Here is a 13291-nt window from a genome sequence, read left to right as displayed (position 1 = left end):
CTGTCAGTATTAGTCAAGCGTACGCTTAATTTCAACAATTTCGTAAACTTCGATCTGGTCACCCACGCGAACATCATTGTAGTTCTTAACGCCGATACCACACTCGTAGCCGTTCTTAACTTCTGGCATATCATCTTTAAAGCGACGTAGAGATTCTAGTTCGCCTTCATAGATAACAACGTTATCACGCAGTACGCGGATAGGGTTGTTACGCTTGATAGTACCTTCAGTCACCATACAGCCAGCGATTGCGCCGATCTTAGGAGACTTGAACACATCACGAACTTCAGCAAGACCAATGATTTCCTGACGGAATTCAGGTGCAAGCATGCCGCCCATTGCTGCTTTCACTTCGTCAATCAACTGGTAGATGATTGAGTAGTAACGCAGATCAAGGTTCTCAGTTTCAATCACACGACGTGCTGGAACATCCGCACGAACGTTGAAACCAAGTAGGATAGCGTTTGAAGCAGCTGCCAATACAGCATCTGTTTCAGTCAACGCGCCCACACCAGAACCGATGATGTTCACTTTCACTTCATCAGTCGATAGCTTACGTAGTGATTCAGCAATCGCTTCAACAGAACCCTGTACGTCAGCTTTCAGTACAACATTCAGTTCAGCAACTTCACCTGCAGCCATGTTCGCAAACATGTTCTCTAGCTTCGCTTTCTGCTGGCGAGCCAGTTTCACGTCACGGAATTTACCTTGACGGAATAGCGCAACTTCACGTGCTTTACGCTCGTCACGAACAACTGTCGCTTCATCACCCGCAGATGGCACACCAGAAAGACCTAGGATCTCAACTGGAATAGACGGACCTGCAGACTCGATGTCTTGACCTAGTTCATCGCGCATTGCACGAATACGGCCATGCTCAAGACCACAAAGAACGATATCGCCCTTGCGTAGCATGCCTTCTTGAACAAGAACGGTTGCTACTGGACCACGGCCTTTATCAAGACGTGATTCAATAACGACACCCTTCGCCATACCTTCTGCTACTGCAGTTAGTTCAAGCACTTCTGCCTGAAGAAGGATAGCTTCAAGTAGGCCATCGATGTTTGTACCCTGCTTCGCAGAGATGTGAACGAAGATATTCTCGCCGCCCCACTCTTCAGGCATAACGTCATACTGAGCTAGCTCATTTTTAACGTTATCTGGGTTTGCATCTTCTTTATCGATCTTGTTCACAGCAACGATAAGAGGTACGCCTGCCGCTTTCGCGTGCTGGATAGCTTCAATCGTTTGTGGCATTACGCCATCGTCTGCCGCAACAACAAGAACAACGATGTCCGTTGCCTGAGCACCACGAGCACGCATAGATGTAAACGCTGCGTGTCCCGGTGTATCTAGGAAGGTGATCATACCGTTGTCAGTTTCAACGTGGTACGCACCGATGTGCTGGGTAATACCACCCGCTTCACCCGAAGCAACGTGTGCTTTACGGATGTAGTCAAGGGTCGATGTTTTACCGTGGTCAACGTGACCCATGATGGTCACAACTGGTGCGCGTGGCACAACAGCCAGATCAGCATCACGGTCAGACATCACTGCGTCTTCAAGCTCGTTATCGTTACGGAAGATAACCTTGTGGCCCATTTCTTCTGCAACTAGTGATGCGGTTTCTTGGTCGATAACTTGGTTGATGGTTGCCATAGCACCCATCTTCATCATCACCTTGATAACTTCAACGCCCTTTACAGACATCTTGTTAGCAAGTTCAGAAACAACAATCGTTTCGCCGATAATAACATCTTGTTTCGCGACAACAGCTGTCTTATCAAAGCCGTGCTGCATAGACGTTGGTTTAGCCATTTGAGGCTTACCACGACCACGTTGGTTACGACCACCGCGGTTGTCTTGCTTAGCAGCAGGTTTCTTTTTCTTACGACGACGTGCGCCTTCTTCTTTACGATCTTGTTCGTCTTCCGCCGCACGAGCGTGGGTAGACGTTGTAGTATGGTAGTCTGTTTTATCCATATTACCTTTTTCCTGGTCAGCTTTTGACCAGTTCTTTTCATTAATTTCTGCCATTTTGCGTGCCTCTTCTAGCTGACGCTGACTTTCTTCTTCGGCTTTACGCTTGGCTTCCTCTTCCCGGCGACGTTGTAGCGCCTCGGCATCTATCTTAGCCTGTTCATCAGCGGCGGCGCGTTTGACTTTTTTGTCAGTCGAACGCTTTTCATCAGTGTTACGCTTCTGCTGTTCCTCAGCATCACGCTTCACCTTCTGTTCTGCATCTTGCTTAGCTTGTTCTTCAGCTAAACGCGTCTCTTGAGCGGCGCTCTGTGCAGCTTGTTCAGCTTCACGTTTTGCCAGCTCATCAGCGTTACGCTTAGCAGCTTCTTCGGCTGCTCGCTGAGCGGTTTGGTCCGCGTCACGTACAGCGTTGTCTTCCGCTTCACGTTTCGCTTCTTCCGCGGCACGCTGTTCTTCTTCAAGCGCAGAACGCTTAACGTAGGTGCGCTTTTTGCGCACTTCTACCTGAACACTTTTATTCTTGCCACCAGAACCCGAAACACTCAACGTGCTGCGGGTCTTACGTTGCAAAGTAAGGCGTGTAGGGACCTCGCCAGCGCTGCTTTCACCACCATGTTCTTTCTTTAGGTGGGCCAGCAGCGACTGTTTTTCTTTTTGGCTTACGCTATCTTCAGCATTCTTGCTAATACCAGCACTGGCAAACTGTTGAAGCAAACGGTCAATCTGCGTGCCGATTTCCTCGGCTAATGCTTTAACTGTAACCTCTGACATGCTGCTCCTCCCTTGCGATTAATATTTTAAGCTTCGTCACTGAACCAGCAGATGTTACGAGCAGCCATAATTAGCTCGCCCGCTTTTGCTTCGTCAAGACCGTCGATATCCATCAGTTCGTCGGTACCTTGATCAGCAAGATCTTCCAGTGTGCATACGCCTTTAGCTGCCAACTTAAATGCAAGTTCACGCTCTAGGCCAGCAAGGCCAAGAAGATCATCAGCAGGCTCTAGGCCTTCATACTGCTCTTCTTGCGCAAGTGCAAGTGTGGTTAGCGCTTCTTTCGCACGGTCACGCAGGGCGTTAACAGTGTCTTCATCAAGACCGTCAACAGCCATCAGCTCGGCTACTGGTACGTAAGCAATTTCTTCTAGCGTAGTGAAACCTTCTTCCACCAATACCGTCGCGAAATCTTCGTCGATATCTAGGTGTTTAGTGAACGTTTCAATCGATTCTTGTGCTTCTTCAGCATGCTTCTTCTGTAGATCTTCTACAGTCATCACGTTCAGTTCCCAGCCAGTTAGCTGAGACGCTAGACGAATGTTCTGACCACTACGGCCGATTGCTTGAGCAAGGTTGTCCTTCTCTACAGCAATGTCCATTGTGTGGTTGTCTTCGTCAACGATGATAGAGCTTACTTCAGCTGGTGCCATTGCGTTGATAACGTATTGCGCTGGGTTCTCATCCCAAAGCACGATATCAATGCGCTCACCGCCAAGTTCACCAGAAACGGCTTGAACACGTGCGCCACGCATACCTACGCACGCACCCACTGGGTCGATACGCTTGTCGTTGGTTTTCACTGCGATTTTCGCGCGAGAACCTGGATCACGTGCCGCGCCCATCAGTTCAATCATCTCTTCGCCAATTTCTGGCACTTCGATGCGGAACAGTTCAGTCAACATTTCTGCCTTAGAACGGGTCATGAACAACTGGAAACCGCGCGCTTCTGGGCGTACAGCATACAGCAAACCACGCACACGGTCACCCGGGCGGAAGTTTTCACGTGGCAATTGATCATCACGTAGGATAACCGCTTCTGCGTTGCTACCTAAATCGATGATCACGGCATCACGGTTCACTTTTTTCACAACACCGGTGATCAACTCACCTTCGTTGTCGATGAACTGCTCAACAATTTGTGCGCGCTCAGCTTCACGTACTTTCTGTACGATCACTTGCTTCGCCGTTTGCGTCGTAATACGGTCAAACGTTACAGATTGAATTTCTTCTTCAACGTAACCGCCAAGCTCCATTGTTTCGTCGTCATATTGCGCCGCTTCAATGGTCATCTCTAGCGTAGGTTGCGTTACTTCTGCCACGGCTTTCCAGCGACGGAAGGTTTCGAACTCACCTGTTTTACGATCGATTTCGACACGAACTTCAATTTCCATTTCGTGTTTTTTCTTTGTTGCTGTAGCCAGCGCGATCTCTAGTGCTTCAAAGATACGCTCACGAGGAACAGCTTTTTCGTTGGATACCGCTTCAACGACAGCCAAGATTTCTTTGTTCATTTCTAATGCCCCAATTTAGCGGTTAGAACTTTGGAACCAGGTTGGCCTTGGAAATATTGCTTAGTGCAAATGTTTCTTCATTGCCATCAACGTTTAATGTGACAAGCTCACCGTCAACGGTCACGATGTCACCTTTCCACTTGCGACGGTTGCCCATCGCCATTTTCAACACCAAGCTGACCTCGTGGCCAATAAACTGTTGGTAATGTGCGGCTTTAAACAGCGGTCTTTCTAGACCAGGGGAAGATACCTCCAGGTTGTAAGCAACAGTGATTGGATCTTCAACATCCATCACAGCGCTGATCTGGCGGCTAACTTCTGCACAACCTTCAACAAAAATACCGTCTTCATGGTCAATAAAAACACGTAATGTTGAGTGTGCACCGGCACGGATAAATTCCAAACCGACTAATTCATAGCCTGTGGCCGTTACAGGCGCCTCAAGCAGTTCGGTCAATTGCATCTCTAAAGCTGTCAAGACAACCCCCCGGAAACAAAAAAAGGGCATAAAGCCCAGGAGATATCTGAATGGTCATATTTCAGATAATAAAAAACCCCGAATTACGGGGTTTATTATCACTGGACCCTGAATACCAAAGCAGTGACACTTTGATAGAAAAAACAAATCTCGTTAAGAGTAGTCGTTTTTTCGGAAAGTGGTTGCGGGGGCTGGATTTGAACCAACGACCTTCGGGTTATGAGCCCGACGAGCTACCAAGCTGCTCCACCCCGCGTCCGTAATCTGATAACGATTATATCGTTCAGAGGTTACTCTTTCAAGTGAGTAACGGAATAATGGTGCCGAGAAGGGGACTTGAACCCCTACACCTTGCGGCACTAGCACCTCATGCTAGCGTGTCTACCAATTTCACCATCTCGGCTAAATTCTTTATTTACTGAGGAATATCACTGTTAACGGGTGTATTCTCAGTTTTCTCAACTGCTTGCTCAGTCGCTGGGGCATTTAAGTTTTCCCAACCGCTGGTTTCATTAGCTTGCTTGGCACTCATGTTGCCTAGAACAAGACTGATAATGAAGAATACAGTTGCTAAAATTGCAGTCATTCGGGTTAAAAAGTTACCGGAGCCGCTTGCGCCAAACAGTGTACCTGATGCGCCTGCGCCGAATGAAGCTCCCATATCTGCGCCTTTACCTTGCTGAACCAAAACTAGGCCAATAACACCAAGCGCAGCCAACAGATAAATCACAAGTAGAATTTCGTACATGTTTCCACCTATGGTTAAATTGTTGTGCCGGCTTTGCCAACAAAGCAGTGCCAGCGCACCCCTTCCCTCAGGAGCGGAATGAATACTAGCGAAACTGCTGTGTACTGACAAGTAAAATTTTGCGAAAAAGCTCTTTCCATGAATTACTTGTCGAAGTTTTAGGCAAAACCAGCACTAAGTTAAGAGTATCTAGCAGTTATCTTTAACTGCTTGCGCGATCTGCAAGGCAGAATCTTGTACCAATTGGGCATCTTCACCTTCGACCATGACACGGATCAGCGGCTCAGTCCCCGATTTACGTAGCAAAACGCGCCCTTTCTCTCCCAGTTTAGCTTCTACGGCCGCTTGTGCTGCTAATACCGCTTCTGATTCAAGTGGATTATTGTCACCAGCAAAGCGTACATTCTCCAGCACCTGTGGGTACATGGTCATGCCATCTGCCAACTCTTTCAGCGACATTTTGCTTCCCACAATGGATGCCATGATCTGCAACGCAGCAACAATACCGTCACCGGTGGTCACTTTATCAAGCAAAATCACATGGCCGGAGTTTTCTGCGCCAATCAACCACTCGTGTTTTTTCAGTTCTTCCATGACATAGCGGTCACCCACTTTGGCACGAACGAACGGAATACCCAGATTTTTCAGGGCGTTTTCCATTCCCAGGTTTGTCATCAGCGTACCGACAACGCCCCCTTTCAATTCACCACGGCGCAACGCATCACGGGCAATGATGTAGGCGATCTGATCGCCATCAATCTTGTTGCCTTCTTCGTCGACCATAATGATACGGTCGCCGTCACCATCCAATGCCACACCAAAGTGCGCCTTCTCTTCCAATACTTTCGCCTGCAGAGCTGCCACATCGGTCGCACCGACTTTGTCGTTAATGTTAGTCCCGTTCGGCTCACAACCAATGGTGATCACCTCTGCACCTAACTCTTTGAATACATTCGGTGCAATGTGGTAAGTCGCGCCATGGGCACAGTCCACTACGATCTTATAACCGGCAAGATCATATTTACTTGGAAACGTACCTTTACAGAATTCAATGTAACGGCCCGCCGCATCATTAATACGGAATGCTTTACCCAACAATGCTGATTCCACGCATGTCAGTGGTTTTTCCATTTCCGCTTCAATGGCCATTTCAACGTCATCCGGTAACTTTGTGCCTTCAGACGAGAAAAACTTGATGCCATTGTCATAATACGGATTGTGAGACGCTGAAATCACAATGCCCGCTTCCGCACGGAAGGTACGGGTTAAATAGGCAACCGCAGGGGTTGGCATTGGGCCCGTAAACGCTGCCTGCAAGCCTGCTGCTGCAAGACCCGCTTCTAGCGCCGATTCCAACATGTACCCTGAAATACGCGTATCTTTGCCGATAATGACTTTACGCGTGCCTTGCTTCGCCAAGACACGGCCAGCCGCCCAGCCCAGTTTCAACACAAAATCAGGGGTGATCGGTGCTTGACCCACTAAACCGCGTACGCCATCCGTACCAAAGAACTTACGTTCTGTCATGATTCGCTCCTAGCAAATTTTATCAACCTATGCGTCATGCTGCATGACTGTTCAACGTTGCGACAAGGTCATCTCACAGACTCTTAGCACATCAACCGTCTCTGCTGCGTCGTGAACGCGAATAATCTGCGCCCCTTTCATTGCGGCAATGGCGGCACACGCCAAGCTGCCCGCAAGACATTCCGCAGGTTTTTTATTTAATAATTTAAAGATCATCGATTTACGGGACATCCCTACCAACAAGGGTAGACCGAAACGATGAAAATCGTCCAAATGCGCAAGCAATTGATAATTCTGTTCGAGCGTCTTGCCAAATCCATACCCCGGATCCAGCAACAGCTGTGAGCGTGGGATCCCCACCGCATCACATGCCGCAACACGCTCGGTTAAAAACTCGCCCACATCCGCAATCACGTCACGGTATGTCGGCTGGGTCTGCATTGTACGTGGTTGACCTTGCATATGCATCAAGCAAATAGGGACACCCGCTTGTGCCACCGCAGCTAACGCATTCGGCTCTTGCAATGCACGCACATCATTAATCAAATCCGCCCCGGCGAATACCGACTCACGCATCACCGCCGCTTTGCTGGTATCTATCGAGATCCAGCAATCAAACCGTTGGCGCAAGGCTTCAATCACCGGGATCACACGTTCAAGCTCTTGGCTTTCACTCACCTCTGCTGCGCCAGGACGGGTGGACTCCCCGCCGACATCCAGAATACTGGTGCCAGCCAATACCATTTTCTCGGCGTGACGCAATGCACTGTCGAGTTGATTAAATTGGCCGCCATCAGAGAAGGAATCAGGCGTGAGGTTGAGGATCCCCATGGTGTGAGGACGGCTTAAATCAAGCGTTTTTGCTTTACTGGTCAATATCACGGATGGAATCTCCTTGAATCCTTCCTGTTTACTCCCTCTCTCACATGGGCACTGGAGGGAAAAACAGAACCCAAGAAAATGGGTCAATAAATAGGTTAATAAAAAAAACCCCGACCTAGGCCGGGGTTTGGTATCGCTTGAATGCCGTTAAGCCTGTGGCTTATCGTCTTCGTTTTTCTTTAGCGAGGTCGCTTCAGGGGCTTTTTCACCCTCATCAGCTTTAGGCTCAGCGTTTGTCTCGTCGACAGCCGATGCTTTTAGCGTGTCAGCTTCGTCATCCCAGCCTTTTGGTGCTCGGATTTCGCTCTTACGCTCCATCAGATCATCAATCTGGCCAGCATCGATCGTTTCGTACTTCATCAACGCATCTTTCATTGCGTGCATGATATCCATGTTTTGCTCAAGGATTTCACGGGCACGTTCGTAGTTGCGGTCGATAAGCGCACGCACTTCATTATCGATAAGTTTTGCTGTGTCATCAGACATGTGCTTGCTTTGTGTCACTGAACGACCAAGGAATACTTCCCCTTCATCTTCAGCATACAGCAATGGACCTAACTTATCAGAGAAGCCCCACTGGGTGACCATCTTACGTGCAATGTCAGTTGCGCGTTCGATATCGTTTGATGCACCCGTTGACACTTTGTCTACGCCGTAAATCAGTTCTTCAGCCAAACGACCGCCGTACAGGCTTGAAATCATTGACTCAAGGAACTCACGCGAGTGGCTCACACGATCTTGCTCAGGCAAGTACATGGTCACACCCAGCGCACGGCCACGTGGAATAATAGAGACTTTGTACACAGGATCATGGTCTGGTACGAGACGACCGATGATCGCGTGACCCGCTTCGTGATATGCCGTGGATTCTTTCTGCTCTTCAGACATCACCATCGATTTACGCTCTGCGCCCATCATGATCTTGTCTTTAGCCAGTTCAAACTCCACCATTGACACGGTGCGTTTGTTACCACGCGCAGCAAACAAGGCTGCTTCGTTCACCAAGTTCGCAAGGTCTGCACCTGAGAAGCCTGGTGTACCACGTGCAATCAGTTCAGGTTTCACGTCACCATCTAGCGGCACTTTACGCATGTGCACTTTCAGGATCTGCTCACGACCGCGTACATCTGGCAAGCCTACGACAACCTGGCGGTCAAAACGACCAGGACGCAATAGTGCAGGGTCAAGTACATCAGGACGGTTGGTCGCAGCAATCACGATGATGCCTTCATTACCTTCAAAACCATCCATTTCAACCAGCATTTGGTTAAGGGTTTGCTCACGTTCATCGTGACCACCACCTACACCCGCGCCACGTTGACGGCCTACGGCATCGATTTCATCGATAAAGATGATACAAGGCGCCGCTTTCTTCGCTTGTTCGAACATGTCACGGACACGGGATGCACCCACACCGACAAACATTTCGACAAAATCAGAACCAGAAATCGTGAAGAACGGTACTTTTGCTTCACCTGCAATGGCTTTCGCCAGCAAGGTTTTACCTGTACCTGGAGGACCGACCATCAAGACACCGGTCGGGATCTTACCGCCCAGCTTCTGGAAACGGCTTGGATCACGCAGATAATCCACCAGTTCTTTCACGTCTTCTTTTGCTTCATCACAGCCCGCCACGTCCGCAAAGGTCGTTTTGATCTGATCTTCGCCCATCATGCGGGCCTTGGATTTACCAAAGGACATAGCGCCTTTGCCACCGCCGCCCTGCATTTGACGCATGAAGAAAATCCAGACACCGATGAGCAATAGCATCGGGAACCAAGAAATAAAGATAGAAGCAAGTAGGCTCTGTTCCTCAGGAGGCGTGCCCATCACTGTTACTTTTTTGTTGATCAGGTCGTCTAGCAGCTTTGGATCGTTATAAACGGGCAGATAAGTGACATATCGTGAGCCGTTGTCTCTAGTGACAGTCAGTTCACGATCATTGAATCGAACTTCCTTTACCTCGCCTGCTCCGATTTCACGGATAAATGCTGTGTAGTCGACTTGACGGCCAGCATTGTCACCGGGTCCGAAACTCTGGAATACAGACATCAGAACCACAGCGATAACCAACCACAGAATCAAGTTTTTTGCCATGTCACTCAAGGTGTTAACCTCGCGATAACTAATAGATGAATTTAGGGTACTACAGTTTATAACCTGTAGCTACAATATAAACCTCACGAGAGCGATCTCGTGACGAATCAGGCTTACGAATTTTGACCACTTTGAACATACTACGCACGTCTGCCAGATATTGGTCAAAGCCTTCACCTTGGAAAACTTTTACCGCAAAGCTGCCATTCGGCGCAAGCACTTGTCGACACATATCTAATGCTAGTTCAACAAGATACATTGCTCTAGGTTGGTCAGATGCAAGATTACCACTCATATTGGGTGCCATGTCTGACAACACAACATCCACCATATCAGGTTGGATACGCTCTAATAGCGCATTCAACACTGCTTCTTCACGAAAGTCCCCTTGCAGAAAGCTCACGCCCGGCAAGGAGTCCATCGATAGAATATCACACGCGATGACTTGTCCATCATCACCTACTACCTCTGCCGCATACTGTGACCAACCGCCCGGTGCAGCACCGAGATCGACCACTGTCATACCCGACTTCAGTAGTTTGTCTTTCTGTTGAATTTCTTCAATTTTAAAAATAGCGCGAGAGCGGTAGCCCTTTTTTTGCGCTTCTAAAACGTATTTATCGTCAAAATGTTCTTTCAACCAACGGCCAGAACTGCCCGAATGCTTTTTTTTACTCATGATTTACCTAATGAGTTTGGGTACTTATCAAGTATACTCAGCAACACCACAAATGGCGTATACTAAACAAATTAGTCATCTAGACTATATGGCGTTAGAATACGCGGTTTTCAACCCTAAAGTTAATATAGAGTCGACATGAATCTAAGCACCAAGCAGAAGCAATTCCTTAAAGGTCTTGCCCACAACCTAAAACCTGTAGTTCTTATGGGTGCCAATGGCCTAACAGAAGCCGTACTTGCCGAGATTGAGCTGGCGCTTAATCACCATGAGCTTATCAAGGTTAAAGTGGCTGCTGAAGAGCGCGAGACCAAAGTTTTGATCGTTGACGCTATTGTCCGCGAAACTAAAGCTGAAAAAGTTCAGGTTATCGGTAAGACCCTAGTGCTATTCCGCCAAAGCCAAGATCGCAAGATCGAGCTGCCGCGCAAATAAAAAAGGCCGCCGCTGCGGCCTTTTTTACTTTTCTTTCATGGCACGGAACGCCATGAACGACACTCTACACCGCACAAAACGCGATTAGATGTACGTCACTTCTGCGATTTCAAACTCACGTTTACCGCCAGGCGTAACGATCGTGACTTCGTCATCTTTCATTTTCCCGATCAAGCCACGTGCGATTGGCGAGTTCACCGAAATACGGCCCGCTCTGATTTCCGCTTCGTCGTCACCCACGATCTGATACGTCACTTCTTCTTCAGTATCGATATCAATCAACGTAACGGTCGTACCGAAAATCACTTTGCCAGTATTACTGATTTTTGTGACATCAATCACCTGTGAAACCGATAGCTTATATTCGATATCACGGATCTGCGCTTCACAAATACCCTGCTCTTCACGTGCCGCATGGTATTCCGCGTTTTCTTTCAAATCACCCAGTTCACGCGCTTCACCAATTGCTTGAGAAATAAGCGGGCGACGCTTTGTTAGGACTTCCAGTTCTTCGCGTAGCAGCTTCTCGCCGCGTACCGTCATTGGAATCTTTTCCATAAATGTCTTACCTCAACGCCTTTATAGCGCTCGCTATAAAAGGCAAAAAAAAGCCAGTCCGGCATCATTACCGAACCAATAGATTAAATAAGGGATCGCTTTATTCTAAACAAAGATGCCCAAGAGATCATCCTTGTTGCGTGATCTAAGCCCCCAAGCGAATAAAACGAAATCAGTCACTAGGGCGTCCATTTTATCCCATAACGGATGTTGTACTTTTTTTATGCGTTATCGATCACAAATATACGTAATAGCACATTTTTTTGCGCCTAAATTGACGACAAGAAAAGCCTAAAAATAACTAAATCCCTCAGCTGCAATGAACTTTTCAATTTATTCGCAACCACCTGAATTTACTAGAAAATAAAAATAAAAAACCAGATCAATTCATACCTTTACAGTATTTTTCAGTTTTTTTTACTAACAGTTTCGTCAGCACACCAGTAAAAAGAACGCCATGCATTTAGCACGGTTATGCATCCGACATAATTTCCAAAAGGATTCGACAATGAACAAAAAAATGATTGCTCTAGCGGTAGCGGCGGCTTCTCTTTCTTCTCTAGCCAATGCGGCTGAAGTGTACTCTGACGAAACATCTAGCCTAGCGGTTGGCGGTCGTTTTGAAGCGCGCGGCGTATTGGCTGACGATAACGAAAGTAGCAGCAAAGTTACTGATGCAACACGAGTACGTATTAACGTAGCAGGTAAAACAGATATTTCTGAAGGCCTATACGGTGTCGGTTTCTTCGAAAAAGAATTCCAAAGTGCAGACAGCGGTGATGACGAAACCCGTTATGCTTACGCGGGTCTAGGTGGCACTTACGGCCAAGTGGTTTACGGTAAAGCAGACGGCTCTTTGGGCATGCTAACAGACTTCACCGATATCATGGCTTACAACGGTAACGAAGCGGGTAACAAAATTGCTGCCGGCGACCGTACTAGCAACAACCTGTCTTACGTAGGTTCGTTCGACCTTTCTGGCAACAACCTAACTGTTAAAGCGAACTACGTATTTGACGACGGTGAAAACACTGACGGTTACTCTGCAGCCGCTATGTATGCAATGGACATGGGCCTAGCATTCGGTGCGGGTTACGGTGAGCAAGAGGGTCAAACAGGTGTCGTTGGCGCAACGACTGAAACAGCTAAAGGCAAGCAAGCATTCGGTGCCGTATCTTACACCTTCGGTGATTTCTACGTAGCGGGTCTGTACCAAGACGCTGAAAACACTGTTGTAAACGTGACTGGTAGCCAAGACCGACTAATTAAAGATTCTCGCGGCTACGAACTAGCCGCTGCGTACTCTTGGAACCAGACTGTGTTCACTTCAACATGGAACTACCTAGAAGACACGAATGCATCTGGCAACGCAAAAGATCTTAAAGATGCAATCGCCGTTGATGCGACACACTACTTCAACAAGAACTTCCGCACTTACGCATCTTACAAATTCAACCTACTAGACAGCGATAAAGTGGGCAAAGCAGCAGCATCTGACCAGTTCGTACTGGGTGCACGTTACGACTTCTAATCCAATTGGGATTGATATCATAACGAATACTGGCGCTGACCTTCGGGTTGGCGCTTTTTTGTTTTATGATGCTCATCTTGGTGCATTA

The 13291-nt window shown here is 47.9% G+C and carries 11 protein-coding genes and 2 tRNA genes; 2 read left to right on the top strand and 11 right to left on the bottom strand.

Annotation, left to right across the window (positions count from 1 at the left end):
* Positions 1 to 9 precede the first annotated feature (9 nt).
* From infB to rlmE, 10 genes are all read right to left on the bottom strand, one after another.
* Entirely contained in the window at positions 10 to 2754 is a 2745-nt protein-coding gene (gene infB / locus L4C36_RS02820) for a translation initiation factor IF-2 (RefSeq protein ID WP_428476262.1), read from the bottom strand.
* A gap of 26 nt (positions 2755 to 2780) precedes the next feature.
* Positions 2781 to 4268 (bottom strand): transcription termination factor NusA, encoded by a 1488-nt coding sequence (gene nusA, locus L4C36_RS02815; RefSeq protein ID WP_428476261.1) that lies wholly within the window; start codon positions 4266 to 4268, stop codon positions 2781 to 2783.
* 22 nt (positions 4269 to 4290) lie between these two features.
* Positions 4291 to 4746, bottom strand: coding sequence for a ribosome maturation factor RimP (gene rimP, locus L4C36_RS02810; RefSeq protein ID WP_428476260.1), 456 nt, complete (start codon positions 4744 to 4746; stop codon positions 4291 to 4293).
* Between the two features lie 179 nt (positions 4747 to 4925).
* Positions 4926 to 5002 (bottom strand) — tRNA-Met (locus L4C36_RS02805).
* Positions 5003 to 5064: 62 nt separating this feature from the next.
* Positions 5065 to 5149, bottom strand: a tRNA-Leu gene (locus L4C36_RS02800).
* Between the two features lie 12 nt (positions 5150 to 5161).
* Positions 5162 to 5494: a preprotein translocase subunit SecG gene (gene secG, locus L4C36_RS02795; RefSeq protein WP_428476259.1), complete on the bottom strand. Its 333-nt coding sequence runs from the start codon at positions 5492 to 5494 to the stop codon at positions 5162 to 5164.
* A 189-nt stretch (positions 5495 to 5683) separates the two neighbouring features.
* Positions 5684 to 7021: a phosphoglucosamine mutase gene (gene glmM / locus L4C36_RS02790; protein ID WP_428476258.1), complete on the bottom strand. Its 1338-nt coding sequence runs from the start codon at positions 7019 to 7021 to the stop codon at positions 5684 to 5686.
* Between the two features lie 51 nt (positions 7022 to 7072).
* On the bottom strand, positions 7073 to 7903 hold the full coding sequence (gene folP / locus L4C36_RS02785; RefSeq protein WP_428476257.1) for a dihydropteroate synthase: 831 nt from the start codon (positions 7901 to 7903) through the stop codon (positions 7073 to 7075).
* 147 nt (positions 7904 to 8050) lie between these two features.
* Complete coding sequence (gene ftsH, locus L4C36_RS02780) at positions 8051 to 10000, bottom strand: ATP-dependent zinc metalloprotease FtsH (RefSeq protein ID WP_428476256.1); 1950 nt, start codon at positions 9998 to 10000, stop codon at positions 8051 to 8053.
* Between the two features lie 49 nt (positions 10001 to 10049).
* A complete protein-coding gene (gene rlmE / locus L4C36_RS02775) occupies positions 10050 to 10679 on the bottom strand; it encodes a 23S rRNA (uridine(2552)-2'-O)-methyltransferase RlmE (protein ID WP_428476255.1) in 630 nt (209 codons plus the stop codon).
* Between the two features lie 138 nt (positions 10680 to 10817).
* Here rlmE and yhbY point away from each other — a divergent pair, with 138 nt between their 5' ends.
* The gene (gene yhbY / locus L4C36_RS02770) at positions 10818 to 11114 is read left to right on the top strand and encodes a ribosome assembly RNA-binding protein YhbY (protein ID WP_428476254.1); all 297 of its coding nucleotides are present in this window, start codon (positions 10818 to 10820) and stop codon (positions 11112 to 11114) included.
* An 84-nt stretch (positions 11115 to 11198) separates the two neighbouring features.
* Here yhbY and greA read toward each other — a convergent pair whose 3' ends face one another.
* Complete coding sequence (gene greA, locus L4C36_RS02765; protein WP_428476253.1) at positions 11199 to 11672, bottom strand: transcription elongation factor GreA; 474 nt, start codon at positions 11670 to 11672, stop codon at positions 11199 to 11201.
* Positions 11673 to 12180: 508 nt separating this feature from the next.
* On the opposite strand from greA, the gene L4C36_RS02760 reads away from it, so the two are divergent.
* On the top strand, positions 12181 to 13203 hold the full coding sequence (locus L4C36_RS02760) for a porin (protein WP_428476252.1): 1023 nt from the start codon (positions 12181 to 12183) through the stop codon (positions 13201 to 13203).
* Positions 13204 to 13291: the final 88 nt, after the last annotated feature.

The organism is Photobacterium japonica (assembly GCF_050337005.1).
Taxonomy (GTDB): domain Bacteria; phylum Pseudomonadota; class Gammaproteobacteria; order Enterobacterales; family Vibrionaceae; genus Photobacterium; species Photobacterium japonica.
Note: the sequence above shows the minus strand (reverse complement) of the source record. Positions and strands in the feature narration are given on the sequence as shown.